This is a genomic window from Alcaligenes sp. Marseille-Q7550, assembly GCF_965112015.1.
Window position 1 is genome coordinate 1,140,087 of the sequence record NZ_CBCOPU010000002.1, and the last position, 16,010, is coordinate 1,156,096.

Sequence of the window (16,010 nt, forward strand, 5' to 3'; positions counted from 1 at the left end):
CCAGTACCTGTTAATCAAGTCTTCATGGCTGTGCCGCCATTACCAGATGGTTGATGCAGTGATCATTGTGAGCCGTTCAAGACGTGTGCGAGCCAGGTAGGGCGGGTCAGGCGGTTTGCCGCAGGCGGGGGATTGCCCAGCAGGCCCTTATTCACCTGTTCGAGCGGGACGCTTGTGTCTCGTCCACTGGACGAGACACCCCGCGAGTTTAGGACGCGCCCGGAGCAATCCCCCGACAAGGGAACCGGTGCGCAGCACCGGCAAACAGTCAGCCCAGCCTGGCTCGCACACGTCTTGAACGGCGTCTTCACAAAGACTCACTCTGCTATCAAACAGTCAATACGTCCTCACACAATTTAGTATCATTTCAACTTCACCCCACTCATTGCGTGCACACCTCATGGATACTCCCATTCGCCTGACCCAATACAGTCATGGAGCCGGCTGCGGCTGCAAGATTTCGCCCAAGGTGCTGGACGTGATCCTGGCGGGCAGCGGCGCCCAGAACCTGGATCCGCGCCTGTGGGTGGGCAACGCCTCGCGCGATGACGCGGCCGTGTACGGGCTGGACGAGGAGCGCGGCGTGGTCTCGACCACGGACTTCTTCATGCCCATCGTGGACGATCCCTTCGACTTCGGCCGCATCGCCGCGACCAACGCCATCAGCGACATCTACGCCATGGGCGGCGACCCCGTGATGGCCATCGCCATCCTGGGCTGGCCGGTCAATGTGCTGCCGCCGGAGGTGGCCCGCGAAGTGGTGCGCGGCGGCCGGGCTGCCTGCGACGCCGCCGGCATCGCGCTGGCGGGCGGCCATTCCATCGACGCTCCCGAACCCATCTTCGGCCTGGCCGTGACCGGCGTGGTGGACAAGGCCCGCATGAAGCGCAACGACACCGCCACCGAAGGCTGCCGGCTGTACTTGACCAAGCCGCTGGGCATCGGCATCCTGACCACCGCGGAGAAGAAGGCCAAGCTGCGTCCGCAAGACGTCAACCTGGCGCGCGACTGGATGTGCACCCTGAACAAGCCCGGCAGCCGCTTCGGCCGCCTGGCCGGCGTCAAGGCCATGACGGACGTGACCGGCTTCGGCCTGCTGGGCCACTTGGTCGAGATGGCCGACGGCAGCGGCCTGACCGCGCTCCTGGACGTGGACCGCGTCCCGCGCCTGCCCGGCATAGAACATTACCTGGCCGAGGGCTGCGTGCCCGGCGGCACCGGCCGCAACTTCGACAGCTACGGCCACCGCATCGCCGCCATCAGCCAGGATCAGGTCGACCTGCTGTGCGATCCGCAGACCAGCGGCGGGCTGCTGGTGGCCGTGGAGCCGTCCGGCGAGGCCGAGTTCCTGGCCGCGGCGGCCGAACTGGGCCTGGCGCTGGAGCCCATCGGCGAACTGGTTCGGCAACAGGCCCACGCCGTCGAAGTCCGTTGATGCGCCAGAACACCCAGAATTACCGCGAGCTGTTCCTGAACGACGTTCCCCTGATGGACGCCCGCGCACCGGTCGAATTCAGCAAGGGCGCCTTTCCCAACGCCGTCAATTTGCCCCTGATGAACGACGAGGAACGCCGTCAGGTCGGCATCTGCTACCAGGAGCACGGCCAGAACGCCGCCATGGAGCTGGGCCACCGGCTGGTCAGCGGCGATATCAAGCGCCGGCGCCTCCAGGCCTGGGCGCAATTCGTCCAGGCGCACCCGGACGGCTACCTGTACTGCTTTCGCGGCGGCCTGCGGTCCCAGATCACGCAGGCCTGGCTGCTGGCCGAGACCGGCGTGGCCTACCCGCGCGTCATCGGCGGCTACAAGGCCATGCGCGGCTTCCTGCTGGACAATATCGATCAAACCATCGCCGCCGCCCGCTTCACCGTGCTGGGCGGCATGACGGGCACCGGCAAGACGGACGTGCTCAAGCAGCTGGACCACAGCCTGGACCTGGAAGGCCACGCCCATCACCGCGGATCGAGCTTCGGCAAGCATGCCGCGCCGCAGCCGGCCCAGATCGACTTCGAAAACCGGCTGTCTATCGACATGCTGAAGAAATCCGCCCGCGGCCACCGGCACTTCGTGCTGGAAGACGAAAGCCAGCTCATCGGCAGCTGCAGCCTGCCCCTGGAGCTGTACCGGGGCATGCAGGAATGGCCCATCGTCTGGCTGGAAGACAGCCTGGAGAACCGCATCGAGCGCATCCTGCGCGACTATGTGGTGGATCTGCGGGCCGAATTCACGGCCGCCCACGGCGAGGATGCCGGGTTCGAGCTGTTCGCCCAGCGTCTGCGCCAGAGCCTGGACCGCATCGTCAAGCGCCTGGGCCGCCAGCGCCACGAGCAGCTGGCCGCCATCATGGACGCCGCCCTGGCCGAGCAAAGGCGCAGCGGCATGGTTGACGGACACCGCGACTGGATCAGCGGCCTGCTGATCCAATACTACGACCCCATGTACGCCTACCAGCGCCAGCAAAAAGCCGGCCGCGTGATCTTCCAGGGGGACGCTCCCGCCGTGCTGGACTACCTGCGCCGCCAGAGCTAGCCATACCCCGTCCCCGTGTTGCGCCTGCACGCCGGGCGGTGCCGTCCTGCGCGCTCGGCACAGAAAATCAGACGATAAGGTAATTCTCCACACTCCTGGGTAAGTTTCGGCCCGCCGGGCCTTCCTATACTTTTTCCGACGGCGCGACACAGCGCCGCAACAGGCAAGCATTACAGAAAACACCGGGATGGGCTCAGGCCCATCCTGTCCAAAACCTGTTCGGAAACACATGCCCAGGACTGGTACGGCGCGCCGCCCCAGAGCCTGCCCCTGCACGCGCAACGGGCATTGCGCATCCGTGCCGGCGTTTCCCGGACAGTACCGTGGAGACAGCTATGTCAGCCCCTGAACCCTTGGCTGGCGCTGCGGCCCGACCCTTTATCGGTCAGCCGCTGGAGCGCCTGGAAGACGACGCCCTGCTGACCGGCCGCGGCAGCTACGCCGACGACCTGGCCGTCAAGCCCGGCACCCTGCACGCCGCCGTCTATCGCTCGGCGCACGCCCACGCCCGGCTGTTGCACGTCGACACGAGCCGCGCCGAACAACTGCCCGGCGTGCGCGCCGTCCTGACGGCGGACGACGTCAAAGCCTGGTCCAAGCCCTTCATCTCCGGCATCAAGCAGGGTACGGAGCTGTGGGCCCTGGCGATGGACAAGGTGCGTTACGTCGGCGAGCCTATCGCCGTGGTGGTGGCCGAAAACCGCTACTTGGCCGAAGACGCCCTGGAACTGATCCAGGTCGACTACGAGACCCTGCCCGCCGTCGCCGGCATCGACGCCGCCATCGCGCCCGAGGCCCCCGTGCTGCACGAGGCCCTGGGCGGCAACGTGCCGCACGACCGCCGCTTTTGCTACGGAGACCCGGACTCCGCCTTCGAGCAGGCGGAACACCGCCTGGAACTGACCATCCACTACCCGCGCAACTCGTGCACTCCGATTGAATGCGGGGTGGTGATCGCCGAGCACCTGCCCGGCGACGAGGGTTACGAGATCACATCCAATTTCATGGGGCCTTTCTCCATGCACGCCGTCATGGCCATGGCCCTGAAGGTCAGCGGCAACCGGCTGCGCCATCGCTACCCCCGCGACTCGGGCGGCAGCTTCGGCGTCAAGCAAAGCGTCTTCACCTCGGCCGTGCTCATGTGCCTGGCCTCGCGCAAGGCGGGGGGCGCGCCCGTCAAATGGGTCGAGGACAGGCTGGAGCACCTGGCCGCCGCCACCTCGGCCACGGCGCGCAAGACCACGATCAAGGCCGCCTTCGGCTCGGACGGCCGCATCGCCGCCCTGGACCTGGACCAGATGGACGACGTGGGCGCCTATCTGCGCGCGCCCGAACCGGCCACCTTCTACCGCATGCACGGCTGCCTGACCGGCCCCTACCAGATCCGGCATCTGCGGGTGCGCAACCGCGTCGTGCTGACCAACAAGACGCCCACGGGGCTGGTGCGCGGATTCGGCGGACCGCAGGTCTACTTTGCACTGGAGCGCATGATGCAGCGCATCGCCCTGCATCTGGGCATGGATCCTTTGGAACTCTACCGCCGCAACTTCATCCAGCCCGGACAGTTTCCCTACAGCGCCGCCGCCGGCGCCCTGCTGGACTCGGGCGACTACCCCCGGGCGCTGGAGCAGGCCTGCCTGCAGGGCGGGCTGGAACAATTGCTGGAACGGCGCGAGCAGGCGCGCGCGCAGGGCCGCCTGTACGGCATCGGCTACGCCGCCATCGTCGAGCCCTCCGTGTCCAATATGGGCTACATCACCACGGCCCTGACGCCCGAGCAGCGCGCCAAGGCGGGCCCGAAGAACGGCGCCGTCGCCGCCGCCACCGTCAGCATCGACCTGCTTGGCAGTATTACCGTCAACATCGCCTCGGCGCCGGCCGGCCAGGGCCACATGACCGGCTGCGCCCGGATGCTGGCCGACGTGTTCGGCCTGCGCCCCCAGGACATCCGCGTCAACGTGGATTTCGACACGCAGAAGGATGCCTGGTCGGTGGCCGCCGGCAATTACTCCAGCCGCTTTGCCGGCGCCGTGGCCGGCACCGTATTCCTGGCGGCCCGCAAACTGCGGGCCAAGGTCGAACGCATTGCCGCCCACCAGTTCGGCTGCTCCCGCGAAGAACTGGTCTTTGCCGACGGACGCATCCATCCCGCCGGTCAAAGCGAACGCGCGCTGCCCTTCGGACGGGTGGCCAGCACGGCGCACTGGTCCCCGGGCGAGCTGCCGGCCGGCGAAACTCCCGACATGCGCGTCACCGAGTTCTGGACGCCGCCCTCCCTGGGCGCGCCCGATACCGAAGACCGCGTCAATACCTCCGCCGCCTACGGCTTCGCCTTCGACATCTGCGCGCTGGAAGTGGATCGCCATACCGGCCGGGTGCGCATCGACCGCTATATAACCGCCCACGATGCCGGAACGCTGCTGAACAGCGCCCTGGCCGACGGCCAGATACGCGGCGCCTTCGCGCAGGGCCTGGGCGCGGCGCTGATGGAAGAATTCCGCTACGGCGAAGACGGCAGCTTCCAGTCCGGCACCCTGGCCGACTACCTGATCCCTACCAGCTACGAAGTTCCCGACCCGGTCATCGTGCATCTGCAAACGCCCAGCCCCTTCACGCCGCTGGGCGCCAAGGGCCTGGGCGAAGGCAACAACATGAGTACGCCGGTCTGCATCGCCAACGCCCTGGCGGACGCCCTGTCGACCGAGCGCGACATCGTCGACATCCGCCTGCCGCTCAGCCCCAACCGGGTCCTGGACCTGCTGGGCATGGACGACCCCGCGCCATCGTCGGGGGAGCAGGCCGCCGCACCCGCCCAGGCCGCCAGGCGCGGCGCCGGCCATGCCCTGAGCGCCAACGGCAGCACCCGCATTCCCGCCCCGCCCGACGCCGTCTTCGACGTCCTCATGGACCCGCAGGCCCTGGCCAAGGTGATCCCGGGCTGCGACGAGCTGCACCGCACCGGGCCCGACACGTACAAGGCCGAGGTCACCCTGCGCATCGGCATGATCAAGGCCCGCTACGAAGCCACCATCGCCCTGTCCGACATCCGGCGTCCGCACAGCCTGCGCCTGTCAGGCGCAGGCGTCTCCTCGCTGGGCGGCGCCAAGGGCCAGGGCGACATCACGCTGACTGCCGTGGAAGGCGGCACCCTGATGGAATACCGCTACGAAGCCGAAGTCAGCGGCAAGGTGGCCTCGGTAGGCGGACGCATGCTGGAGGGCGCGGCCAGGATCGTGCTCGGCCAATTGTTTGAACAACTGGGCCGCCAGGCAGGCGGCGCCCCCTGTCCAGGCCGTCCCTGTGGCGCCGCCTGCTCAAGCTGCTGGGAGCTGCCCGATGAAACCCGCCGCCTTCGACTATCAACGCATCCAATCCGTTGAACAAGCCTGCCAGGCCCTGGCGCGCGCCGGCGAGGACGCCCGCATCCTGGCCGGAGGCCAGTCCCTGGTCACCGTGCTGAACATGCGCCTGTCCCAGCCCGCCCTCGTGCTGGACATCTCGCGCTGCGAGGAACTGCGCTTCCTGCAAGTGGAAAAGAATCAACTGCGCATAGGCGCCGCCGTCACCCAGGCGCAACTGCACGCCTGGCCGACGCTGGCGCAGGACGCGCCCCTGCTGGCCCAGGCCCTGCCTTTCATCTCCCATTTCCAGATCCGCAACCGGGGCACTGTAGCTGGTTCCATCGCGCATGCCGACCCCAGCGCGGAGCTGCCGCTGTGCCTGGCCGCGCTGGGCGGAGAGGTCGTGCTCCAGTCCGCCAAGGGACGGCGCGTACTGGCGGCGGCGGACTTCCAGCAAGGCATGCTGACCACCGCCCGCCGTCCCGACGAACTGGTGACCGAGGAGCGCTTTCCCCTGGCCAGGCCGGGCCATGCCTACGTCTTTGACGAATTCTCCCTGCGCCGCGGCGATTTCGCCATCGTGGCCTGCGCCGTGGACCTGCACGACGCGGGCCTGCGCCTGGGCATAGGCGGCGTGGCCGACCGTCCCGTCGTGGCGGACTGGCCCCGCCTGGACGAGCCCGCCCTGCGCGAACGCATCAACGACCTGGCCTGGTCCCTGCAGGCCCAGGACGACCAGCACGCCAGCGCCGTGTACCGGCGCCACCTCGTGCGGCACATGGCCTGGAACGCCATCCAACGGGCAGGCCAGGCGCTGGACTCACAAAGGAAGCCATCATGACCGCCTCCCGGCAAGCGCAGCGCGTGTCGCTGCAACTGAATGGATCGGCGCGCTCCGCGCTGGTGGAAAGCCGCCGCCTGCTGTCCGATTTCCTGCGCCACGACCTGGGCGCGACCGGCACCCATGTGGGCTGCGAACACGGCGTATGCGGCGCCTGCACCGTGCTGATCGACGGCGTGGCCAGCCGCGCCTGCCTGTGCCTGGCCGTCCAGGCGGACGGCGCCCAGATCCAAACCGTAGAAGGCCTGGCCGGCGAGGTCCTGCACGAACTGCAGGCCGCCTTCAAGAAGCACCACGCCCTGCAATGCGGCTTCTGCACGGCCGGCATCCTGATGTCCTGCGTGCACTTCCTGCGGGAAGTGCCCCAGCCCAGCGAAGAACAGCTCCGAGACATGCTCTCGGGCCACCTGTGCCGCTGCACGGGTTACACGCCCATCGTCCAGGCCGTACTGGAGGTGGCGCGCCAGCAAACAACGACAAAAACCATGGAGAGCAGCAATGCTTGATCTCGGAAGCACCTTCCTGCAAAGCGTGGAACGCAGTCCCCACGCCTGCGCCATCGTGGCCGGCGAACGGCGCCTGAGCTACGCGCAATGGTTCGAGGCCATACGCGCGCTGGCCGGGGGCCTGGAGAGCATCGGCCTGAAACATGGCGATCATCTGGCGATCGCCTGCCAGAACCGCTGGGAAATGGCGTCCCTGCACTGGGCCTGCCAGTTCCTGGGCATCATCGTCACCCCGCTGAACTGGCGCTCCAAGCCCGACGAGCTGGACTATTGCCTGGCCGACTCCCAGGCGCGCGCCCTGGTCTTCGATCAGTCCTGCGCCCAGGCCGTGGCGGGCTCGGAACGCGCCCAGGCCATTCCCCGCATCACCATCGACGCCGGCCTGCCGGCCAGCCACGACTTCGAGGAACTGCTGCGCGCCGAGCCCTTCGACGGCCGACCGCGCGCCGGCGCAAACGACTTCTCCCTGATGCTGTACACCTCCGGCACCACCGGCAAGCCCAAAGGCGTGCCGCGCCGTCATCGCCACGAACGCGCCGCCGCCGTGGCCCACGTGGCCCAGAACCTGTACGGCCATGGCGAACGCACGCTGGGCGTGATGCCGCTCTACCACACTATGGGGGTGCGCTCGCTGCTGGCCATGGCCCTGATCGACGGCTGCTTTGTCTGCATGCCCAAGTTCGACGTGGCCCAGGCCCTGGCCCTGATCGAACGCGAGCAGGTCACCAACCTGTACCTGGTGCCCACCCTTTACCACGACATCCTCGCTCATCCCACCTTCACCCGGACCGCGACCGGCAGCGTGCGCAAGCTGGGCTTTGCGGGCGCGCCCATGCCCGAATCCCTGCTGCGCCGCCTGGACGAGGCCTTCCAGCCAGATCTGTTCGTCAACCACTACGGCTGTTCGGAGATCTACACCTTCTCCATCAGCCAGGACGCACGCGCCAAGGCCGGCTCGTCCGGCCGCGCCGGCATCAACGGGCGGCTGCGCATCATCGAACTGGGCAGCACCGATCCGAACGCCTGCCTGGGCCCCATGCAGGAAGGCCAGATCATCGCCGACCTGAACAGCGACGAAGCCTTCGAAGGCTACTGGAACCGCCCCGACGCCGACGCCAAATCCCTGCGCCAGGGCTGGTACTTCACCGGCGACACCGGCTACATGGACCAGGACGGCGACCTGTTCGTCAGCGGCCGCGTGGACGACATGATCATCAGCGGCGGCGAGAACATCTCGCCGGTGGACATCGAATCGGTGCTGTCGCTGCACCCCGGCGTGGACGAGGTCGCCGTGGTCGGACTGCGCGACGAGCGCTGGGGCCAGCGCGTGGTGGCCTTCGTGAAACGCTCGCATGCGCTCTCGGCCCAGGCGCTGGACGACTACTGCCGCCAGACCGACCTGGCCAATTTCAAGCGCCCCCGCGACTACCTGTTCGTGGCCGAAATCCCCAAATCGCCCGTGGGCAAGATCCTGCGCCGCAAGCTGCTGGCGGGCGAATACGAACTCGACCCCGCGGACGTCCCCCCGACTCCCGTTTTATCTGACATGAAGGATGCCCAATGACTTCCCTGCACCACCCCGCCCACTCCCTGCTGGACGACCTGGACGGCTTCCAGGTCCAGATCGATGAAGCCCGGCAGCGCGCCGACATCATCCTCGGGCGCCCTCCCTTCAACACCATCTCCATGCACCAGCGCGACCAGTTGCGCCTGGTGTTCGAAGCCCTGGACGAACATCCCCAGGTGCGCGTCATCGTGCTGCGCGCGCAGGGCGAACACTTTTCCAGCGGCGGCGACATCCGCGGTTTCCTGGACGCCACGCCCGGACGTGTCTCCCAGCTGGCCTGGGCCATCGCCGCGCCCGAACGCTGCTCCAAGCCCGTCATCGCCGCCAACCGGGGCTATTGCTTCGGCGTGGGCTTCGAGATATCGCTGGCCTGCGATTTCCGCATCGTGACGGACACCACCCAGTACGCCCTGCCGGAACAGAAGCTGGGCCAGATCCCCGGGTCGGGCGGCTCGGCTCGCCTGCAAAGCATGGTGGGCATAGGCCGCAGCAAGGACATCGTGATGCGTTCGCGCCGCATCCCCGGCCCCCAGGCCTGCGACTGGGGCATCGCCCTGGAATGCGTGCCCGACGAACAACTGGAAGCCGCCACCGACAAGCTGGTGGCCGAACTGCTGGAGTTCTCGCCGCTGGCGCAGCGCACCGCGAAGAAACTGCTCAACGACAGCGAGAACAGCTCGTTGAGCGCCGCCATCGAGCTCGAAGGCCATTGCTACAGCCGGCTGCGCAGCTCGGAGGATTTCCGCGAAGGCGTGGAAGCGTTCCACGCCAAGCGCAAGGCCGTCTTCACCGGCCGGTAGCACGACCTGACTGCGGCGGCCCGCAACGGCCGCCGCGCCCACAACAATATCCGGAGACACTCCATGCAAGCCAACCAGACCCTGGATTCGCCCAGTCTGCCCGAGCACGCCGCCACCCTGCCGCCCCGCAAGGCCTTCTTTGCCGGCCTGGCCTCCACCTTCGGCTGGGCGCTGGACCTGTTCGACCTGTTCATTCTGCTGTACGTGGCGCCCATCATCGGCCGCCTGTTCTTTCCGTCCAGCCAGCCCACCCTGTCGCTGGCGGCCGTCTACGCCTCCTTCGCCGTGGCACTGCTGGTCCGCCCCATGGGTTCGGCCATCTTCGGCAGCTACGCCGACAAGCACGGCCGCAAGCGCGCTTTGCTGATCGCCATGGTCGGCGTGGGCCTGTCCACCGCGGCCTTCGGCCTGCTGCCCACCATCCACCAGATCGGCCTGGTCGCGCCCGTCCTGTTCCTGATCCTGCGCATCATCCAGGGCATCTTCGTGGGCGGCATCGTGGCCTCCACGCACACCATAGGCACGGAATCGATCTCGCCGCGCCACCGCGGCCTGATGTCCGGACTGATAGGCAGCGGCGGCGCCGGCATGGGCGCCATGATGGCCTCCTTCGCCTACTTCGTGCTTTCGCGGCTGTATCCCGGCGCCGAATTCGAGGCCTTCGGCTGGCGCGTCATGTTCTTCTGCGGCCTGATCAGCACCTTCTTCGGCCTGATCATGTACCGCCTGATCGACGAAACCCCCGCCTTCAAGCAGATGCAGGCCGAACGTCTGAAGAAAGGCCCTTCGGCCAAGCCTGAAAAGCCGCTGCGCACGCTGTTCCTGGGCGAGTACCGCAACACCATGCTGCTGAACCTGCTGATCACCTTCGGCGGCGGCGCCACCTACTACATCACGGCCGGCTACCTGCCCACGCTGCTGGACATGGTGGCCAAGGTCAGCCATGAAGACGCGTCCGGAGTGCTCATCATCAGCTCCATCGGCACCATTTCCGGCGCCCTGTTCTTCGGCGCGATGAGCGACCGCATCGGCCGCAAGAAGACCTTCCTGATCCTGGGCGCCCTGTGCCTGGTCGGCCTGCCCAGCCTGTTCACGCGCATCGCCCCCGGCCTGGAGCTTGGCCAGATCACGCTGATGACCTTCGGCATTTCGGTGCTGGGCGGCGGCATCATCGCCCCGGTGCTGATCTTCCTGAACGAACGCTTCCCCACGGTGCTGCGCGCCAGCGGCACCGGCCTGTCCTGGAACATCGGATTCGCACTGGGCGGCATCATGCCCACAGTCGTGTCGCTGGTCAGCGCCAGCCCCGGCCACATCCCCCAGGTGCTGGCCATCTGCTCGGCCTGCCTGGCGGCGGTGTACCTGGTCGGCGCACTGGTGGTGCCCGAAACCAAAGGCAACTTCAACTGAGGCCGCAGCATGCCCGGCGAACCTGTTTCGCCGGGCCGCCGCTTAGGCACAATACTAATTCAACCCTAAACAAAAGCCATCGATAATCACCGGGACAAGAAAGACCAACACGCAGGAAAGGCTCGCTCACCACAGGTTCGCCCATGTCGACCGCACTGAAAATATTCCAGGGAAAGTTTGGCCGCGTCTCGCTGCTCGACATGAGCAAGCCGCTGGTCACGCACGCCCACCACCACTGCCACGCGCTGATCAAGGTCAGCGGCGTGGACAGCGCCTTCATCGTCAAGGGACGCAAGCAGCCTCTGACGGACGACAGCGTGGTCCTGGTCAACGCCTGGGAGCCGCATGCCTATGCCCACACCGATCACGGACAGGGACGCTGCATCCTGATGGCCTTCTACCTGGAGCCTTCCTGGCTGGCCGAGATCCTGCAGGCCCTGACCGTCAGCAGCCATCCCCAGTTCTTCCCGCGCTCCTGCGCCCTGCTGCCTCCGGCCGCCCGCAGGCTGACCAACGCGCTGGCCGCCGAGATGATGATCAGCGACGACATGCCGGCCGACGTGCTGGAGAGCCGCATCTTCGATGTGTTCATCGCCACCGTCGAGCACAACTCGGAACTGCGCAACTTCAATTCCCTGCTCTACAGCCTGCGCGGCAAGCCCGCGGACCCGCGCATACGGCGCGCCATCACCACCATGCAGGCAAACCTGATGTGCGGACTGGACATGGACCGCCTGGCGGCGGACTGCGGCCTGTCGCGCGCGCATTTTTTCGAGCTGTTCAAGAGCAGCACCCGCCTGACGCCCGGCGTCTACGCCAATGTCCTGCGCGTCGAAAGCGCCATCAAGGGCTTGAGCGACCGCAGGCAGAACATCAGCGACATCGCATACGACATCGGTTTCTCGGCCCCGGCCCACTTCACGCGTTTCTTCCGCCAGCACCTGGGCATCACGCCCAGCGACTACCGGCGCGCCGTGGACATCGTCTGCCAGCCCGACCACGACGCCATGCCTTTGCCGTAAGACATTCGCGGGGCCAAGCCCCGCGAACATCCCGGCGCGCTACGGCGCCGGCGGCTTGAACTCCGGATAATAGCTGCCCACCCCGATGAGCGCATCGCCCACGCGCTGGTAGAAAGCGCGCTTGCGCTCGACGCGGCGCGTCTGCGGATTCATCCAGTCGTAGTCGATGGCATGGATGACGTTGCGATCCACGTTCGCCAGCATGTCCTCCAGGAAGGCCTTGCCGTGCAGGTCCTTGAAGTCCGCGATGGGCTTGCCGTCGAAACGGCGGTTGGCGCCGTTCAGCACCACCGTGCGGCTGGGGATGTCCAACACGAAGACGTACAGATCGCGCCGCGTGAACTGGCCCTGGCGGTTGGCAAAGCGCCGCAGCGCCTGCTCCGGATCCTGGAAATAACTGCTGACGGCCTGGTCCAGCAGCTCCTTGGCCTGGTTCTCGGTGGCGCGCGCGGGGAAGTAGCCCGTAGCCACCACGACGCCGTCCACGTCCTGGTAGTAGGCCAGCTTCACTTCGGGCTGGCCTTCGGCCGGATTGAACCAGTAGTACTCCAGGGAACCGGCCGGCTGGCGCTGCGCCTGTTCCAGCATCTCCTTGAAGAAAGGCCGGTTGCGCGCGTCGGTTTCCTCCAGCACCGACTGCCCGATCAGCGTGGCCGACCAGCCGCCGCTGGCCAGCATCATCCCGTCGCGGCTCAAGGCGTATACGTACAGGTCCTTGTCGGTGAAGCGGGCGTCGCGATTGAAGTCATTGACGGCGGCCGGACCGTTCTTGCGCACGTGCTCCACGGCGCGGGCCAGCAGGTCCTGCACGCGCTGCTCGATGCCGGCCGGCGCGGCGGCCTGTGGCGCGGCCTGGTGCGCCTCCTGCCCCCAGGCCGCGCCGCCCAGCCCAAGGCCCGCCGACAACGCGGCGCCGGCCAGCCAGGTCTTGCGAAAATCAGTGCTCATGATGTCAGTACCCCATTTTCGTCGGCAGCCACAGGGAGATGGCGGGCACGAAGGCAATGATGAAAATGGCCACGGTCAGCGCGAAGATGAACGGCAGCGCCTTGCCCACGATGGACTCGACCGAGGCTCCGCCTATGCCCGAGGCCACGAACAGGTTCTCCCCCAACGGCGGCGTGATGAAACCCACCGACAGCGCGCAGATCACCACGATGCCCACATGCGTGGGATCAACCCCCAGCATATAGGTGACCGGCAGCAGCACGGGCACCAGGATCATGATGGCGGCCAGCGTCTCCATGAACATGCCCACGAACAGCAGGAACACGATCAGGATGACCCAGATCAGGTACAGATTGTCCGTCCAGCCCAGCAGCGAATCGGCGATCGTGGCCGGAATCCGCTGCTCGACCAGCAGGCGGCCGAACACCGTGGCCGCGAACAGGATCAGCAGCACGCGGCCCGTGATCCAGGTGGTCGTGCGCAGCGAATTGAACAGGGACTTGAAGGTCAGCTCCCGGTGGATGAACAGGCCCACGAACAAGGTGTAGAAGATGGCGACCACAGCCGATTCGGTGGGCGTGAAGATGCCGGCGTAGATGCCGCCCAGAATGAACACGGGCGCCAGAATGGACCAGACGCCTCGGCGCAGCGCCTGCCCGACCTCGCCCAGGCTCCAGCCTTCGCTCAGGCCCTTGTAGCCCTGCTTGCGGGAAATGACGTAGTTCAGGACCAGCAGGCTAGAAGCCATGACCAGGCCCGGTATCACCCCGGCGATGAACAGCTTGGAGATGGACACCGATGCGAAGGCGCCGTGCTTGGCGACGGCATCCGGCGGCGGCGCCATGCCCAGGGCCGAGATGCCGAAGATCACCATGGGAATGGACGGCGGGATGATGATGCCCAGGCCGCCCGCCGAGGCCGTCACCGCCGAGGCATAGCGCAGGTCGTACTTGCGGCGCGTCATGGCCGGGATCATCAGCATGCCCACGGCGGCCGTGGTGGCGGGGCCCGAACCCGAGATGGCGCCGAAGAACAGGCAGGCCAGCACCGTGGCCACGCCCAGGCCGCCGGTAATGGGCCCGGCCAGGCTCTCGGCAATGTCCACCAGCCGTTTCGATATGCCCGCCGCTTCCATCAAGGCGCCGGCCAGCACGAAGGCCGGCAGGGCCATCAACGGGAAACTGCCCACGGACGTGAAGGCGATCTGCACGAAGGAAATGGGGTTCTTGCCCAGGATGAGGAAGGCCGCCATGGCCGCGCCGGCCAGCGACACGGTGATGGGCGCGCCGATCAAGCAGGACGATGAAGCTGCCGAACAAGATGCCTACGACGGATTGTTCCATCATTGCCCTCCTTGCAGGCCGGCCGCCGGCTGTTGCTGCGCCGCAGCCCGCTTGATGGCCTCGATCTCGGCCTGCTCGGGATCGACGATCTGCACCGACTTGAACAGGGTCAGGTAGTTGTTCCACAGGATGCGCAGCGACATCAGCACAAAGGCGACCGGCAGGATCATGAAGAAATACTTCATGGGTATGCCCGTGGTCTGCGACTTCCAGAACAGGTTCATGCGATTGAATACGAAGTCGTAGGCCAGCCAGGCGAAATACAGGTTGAACGCCACCCAGATCAGGTCGGCCAGGGCTTCGGACACCTTTTTCACGATGGGCGGAAAGAACATGAACTGGAACGTGACCCGATTGTGCGCCTGCATCTTGGCCGCCACCACGGCGCCCAGATAGGCGAACCAGACGAACATATAGGTGGCGACTTCCTCGCCCCAGGGAATGGAATAGGCAAAAAACTGGCGCACCAGAATCTGCACGAACAGCAAGGTGACGAAAACAGCCAGCAACAGGCCGCAGACGTATTCTTCAATGTGGTTGACCAGGTGAATCAAGACGCGCTTAAGACTCATGGCGACCTCCTGCAACGATCTTCAGTGAAGGGGGATCCGGGGCGCCCCGCCCGCCGGCGCGGGCTGGGGCGTCCAGCCTTTCCAGTCTTAACGCTTGAGCGAAGCCAGCACGGCGTCCAGCTTTTCCTTGCCGCCCACCGCATCGTAGAACTGCGGCCAGACCTTGGTCTGCGCAGCCTCGATCCAGGCCTTCTCGCCATCGGCCGGTTCGGTGATCTCCATGCCCGCGGCCACCAGTTCCTTCTTGATGCGGTCCTCCGTATCCTGCAGGTACTTGAAGCTATGCTCGGTCGCCTCCTGGCCGGCTTCCAGTATGGCCTTCTGGATCTCGGGGCTTTGCGACTGGAAGACCTGTTCGCTCACGATCAGGGGTTCCAGCGAGAACAGGTAGCGGATCGGGGTGATGTACTTCTGCACCTCGTTGAACTTCATGGCCGAGACGGTGATGTAGGGATTGTCCTGGCCATCGACCACGCGCTGCTGCAGGGCGGTGAAGGTCTCGGACCAGGCCAGCGGGCTGGGATTGATGCCCCAGGCCTTGTAGGTGGCGATCATCAGCTCGTTCTTGGGCACGCGGATCACCAGGCCCTTCAGGTCGTCCAGGGTGGACACCGGGCGCTTGGAGTTGGTCAGCACGCGAAAGCCCGAATACGACCAGCCTATGATGCGCACCTGCGCATCGCGTATGGTGTTCTCGGTCAATTGCTTGCCCACCTCGCCCTGCGTGAGCTGGCGGGCGTCTTCCGGGCTCTGGATCACGTAGGGCAGCGTCAGCACCGCCACGGACGGCGAGAAGGGCGTGATGTTGTTGATGGCCAGGATGGAAAAATCCAGCAGGCCCATGGCGGCATTGTTGACCGTATCCTGCTCATCGCCCAACTGGCTGTTGGGGAACAGGTCCGCCGTGGCCTGGCCGTTGGTCTTGGCCTTGAGGCTTTCGGCAAAGGCCTTGCCCAGCTCGTACTGGGTGCCGCCGGCGGCGTCCCCGATGGCCACCTTGAACGCGGCGGCGTGGGCGGCCGGAACGGCCATCGCGGCGCCCACGGCCAGCAGCGCGGGCAGGATCATTTTTCGCACAAATTTCATACTTGTCTCCGTCCTCCTCTTGGGAGGTTTATTTATTGATGGTAT

General features: G+C 66.4%; 13 protein-coding genes. 9 read left to right on the plus strand and 4 right to left on the minus strand.

Annotated elements, in window-relative coordinates; genetic code table 11:
• Positions 1-400 precede the first annotated feature (400 nt).
• The 9 genes from selD to ACWPWO_RS14875 all read left to right on the plus strand — a co-directional run bounded on the left by selD (position 401) and on the right by ACWPWO_RS14875 (position 12,016).
• On the plus strand, positions 401-1,435 hold the full coding sequence (selD, locus tag ACWPWO_RS14835) for a selenide, water dikinase SelD (protein WP_454007229.1): 1,035 nt from the start codon (positions 401-403) through the stop codon (positions 1,433-1,435).
• Positions 1,435-2,529 (plus strand): tRNA 2-selenouridine(34) synthase MnmH, encoded by a 1,095-nt coding sequence (gene mnmH, locus ACWPWO_RS14840; protein WP_454007230.1) that lies wholly within the window; start codon positions 1,435-1,437, stop codon positions 2,527-2,529. Before selD ends, mnmH begins: the two co-directional genes overlap by 1 nt.
• A 335-nt stretch (positions 2,530-2,864) precedes the next feature.
• A complete protein-coding gene (locus ACWPWO_RS14845; protein WP_454007231.1) occupies positions 2,865-5,909 on the plus strand; it encodes a xanthine dehydrogenase family protein molybdopterin-binding subunit in 3,045 nt (1,014 codons plus the stop codon).
• Positions 5,866-6,711 carry an FAD binding domain-containing protein gene (locus tag ACWPWO_RS14850; protein ID WP_454007232.1) on the plus strand — a complete coding sequence of 282 codons (846 nt, stop codon included), beginning with the start codon at positions 5,866-5,868 and terminating at the stop codon, positions 6,709-6,711. Before ACWPWO_RS14845 ends, ACWPWO_RS14850 begins: the two co-directional genes overlap by 44 nt.
• Positions 6,708-7,217: a (2Fe-2S)-binding protein gene (locus ACWPWO_RS14855; RefSeq protein ID WP_454007233.1), complete on the plus strand. Its 510-nt coding sequence runs from the start codon at positions 6,708-6,710 to the stop codon at positions 7,215-7,217. Before ACWPWO_RS14850 ends, ACWPWO_RS14855 begins: the two co-directional genes overlap by 4 nt.
• Positions 7,210-8,781, plus strand: a complete 1,572-nt coding sequence (locus ACWPWO_RS14860) for an AMP-binding protein (RefSeq protein ID WP_454007234.1) — start codon at positions 7,210-7,212, stop codon at positions 8,779-8,781. Before ACWPWO_RS14855 ends, ACWPWO_RS14860 begins: the two co-directional genes overlap by 8 nt.
• Positions 8,778-9,584 (plus strand): enoyl-CoA hydratase/isomerase family protein, encoded by an 807-nt coding sequence (locus ACWPWO_RS14865; RefSeq protein ID WP_454007235.1) that lies wholly within the window; start codon positions 8,778-8,780, stop codon positions 9,582-9,584. The genes ACWPWO_RS14860 and ACWPWO_RS14865 overlap by 4 nt, the downstream gene beginning before the upstream one ends.
• Before the next feature lie 63 nt (positions 9,585-9,647).
• A complete protein-coding gene (locus tag ACWPWO_RS14870) occupies positions 9,648-10,994 on the plus strand; it encodes an MFS transporter (RefSeq protein WP_454007236.1) in 1,347 nt (448 codons plus the stop codon).
• A gap of 143 nt (positions 10,995-11,137) precedes the next feature.
• A complete protein-coding gene (locus ACWPWO_RS14875; RefSeq protein WP_454007237.1) occupies positions 11,138-12,016 on the plus strand; it encodes a helix-turn-helix domain-containing protein in 879 nt (292 codons plus the stop codon).
• 39 nt (positions 12,017-12,055) lie between these two features.
• Here ACWPWO_RS14875 and ACWPWO_RS14880 read toward each other — a convergent pair whose 3' ends face one another.
• From ACWPWO_RS14880 to ACWPWO_RS14895, 4 genes are all read right to left on the minus strand, one after another.
• Positions 12,056-12,964, minus strand: a complete 909-nt coding sequence (locus ACWPWO_RS14880) for a cache domain-containing protein (protein ID WP_454007238.1) — start codon at positions 12,962-12,964, stop codon at positions 12,056-12,058.
• Between the two features lie 4 nt (positions 12,965-12,968).
• Complete coding sequence (locus tag ACWPWO_RS14885) at positions 12,969-14,258, minus strand: TRAP transporter large permease (RefSeq protein ID WP_454007239.1); 1,290 nt, start codon at positions 14,256-14,258, stop codon at positions 12,969-12,971.
• Positions 14,259-14,306: 48 nt separating this feature from the next.
• On the minus strand, positions 14,307-14,879 hold the full coding sequence (locus ACWPWO_RS14890) for a TRAP transporter small permease (RefSeq protein WP_454007240.1): 573 nt from the start codon (positions 14,877-14,879) through the stop codon (positions 14,307-14,309).
• Positions 14,880-14,966: 87 nt separating this feature from the next.
• On the minus strand, positions 14,967-15,965 hold the full coding sequence (locus ACWPWO_RS14895; RefSeq protein WP_454007241.1) for a TRAP transporter substrate-binding protein: 999 nt from the start codon (positions 15,963-15,965) through the stop codon (positions 14,967-14,969).
• Positions 15,966-16,010 lie beyond the last annotated feature (45 nt).

Bases quoted from the DNA above. Each gene is read 5' to 3' on its own strand.
- ACWPWO_RS14875 (WP_454007237.1), top strand. From the start codon at position 11,138: ATGTCGACCGCACTGAAAATATTCCAGGGAAAGTTTGGCCGCGTCTCG.
- ACWPWO_RS14850 (WP_454007232.1), top strand. From the start codon at position 5,866: ATGAAACCCGCCGCCTTCGACTATCAACGCATCCAATCCGTTGAACAA.
- ACWPWO_RS14895 (WP_454007241.1), bottom strand. From the start codon at position 15,965: ATGAAATTTGTGCGAAAAATGATCCTGCCCGCGCTGCTGGCCGTGGGC.
- ACWPWO_RS14890 (WP_454007240.1), bottom strand. From the start codon at position 14,879: ATGAGTCTTAAGCGCGTCTTGATTCACCTGGTCAACCACATTGAAGAA.
- selD (WP_454007229.1), top strand. From the start codon at position 401: ATGGATACTCCCATTCGCCTGACCCAATACAGTCATGGAGCCGGCTGC.
- ACWPWO_RS14870 (WP_454007236.1), top strand. From the start codon at position 9,648: ATGCAAGCCAACCAGACCCTGGATTCGCCCAGTCTGCCCGAGCACGCC.
- ACWPWO_RS14880 (WP_454007238.1), bottom strand. From the start codon at position 12,964: ATGAGCACTGATTTTCGCAAGACCTGGCTGGCCGGCGCCGCGTTGTCG.
- ACWPWO_RS14855 (WP_454007233.1), top strand. From the start codon at position 6,708: ATGACCGCCTCCCGGCAAGCGCAGCGCGTGTCGCTGCAACTGAATGGA.
- ACWPWO_RS14845 (WP_454007231.1), top strand. From the start codon at position 2,865: ATGTCAGCCCCTGAACCCTTGGCTGGCGCTGCGGCCCGACCCTTTATC.
- ACWPWO_RS14865 (WP_454007235.1), top strand. From the start codon at position 8,778: ATGACTTCCCTGCACCACCCCGCCCACTCCCTGCTGGACGACCTGGAC.
- mnmH (WP_454007230.1), top strand. From the start codon at position 1,435: ATGCGCCAGAACACCCAGAATTACCGCGAGCTGTTCCTGAACGACGTT.
- ACWPWO_RS14860 (WP_454007234.1), top strand. From the start codon at position 7,210: ATGCTTGATCTCGGAAGCACCTTCCTGCAAAGCGTGGAACGCAGTCCC.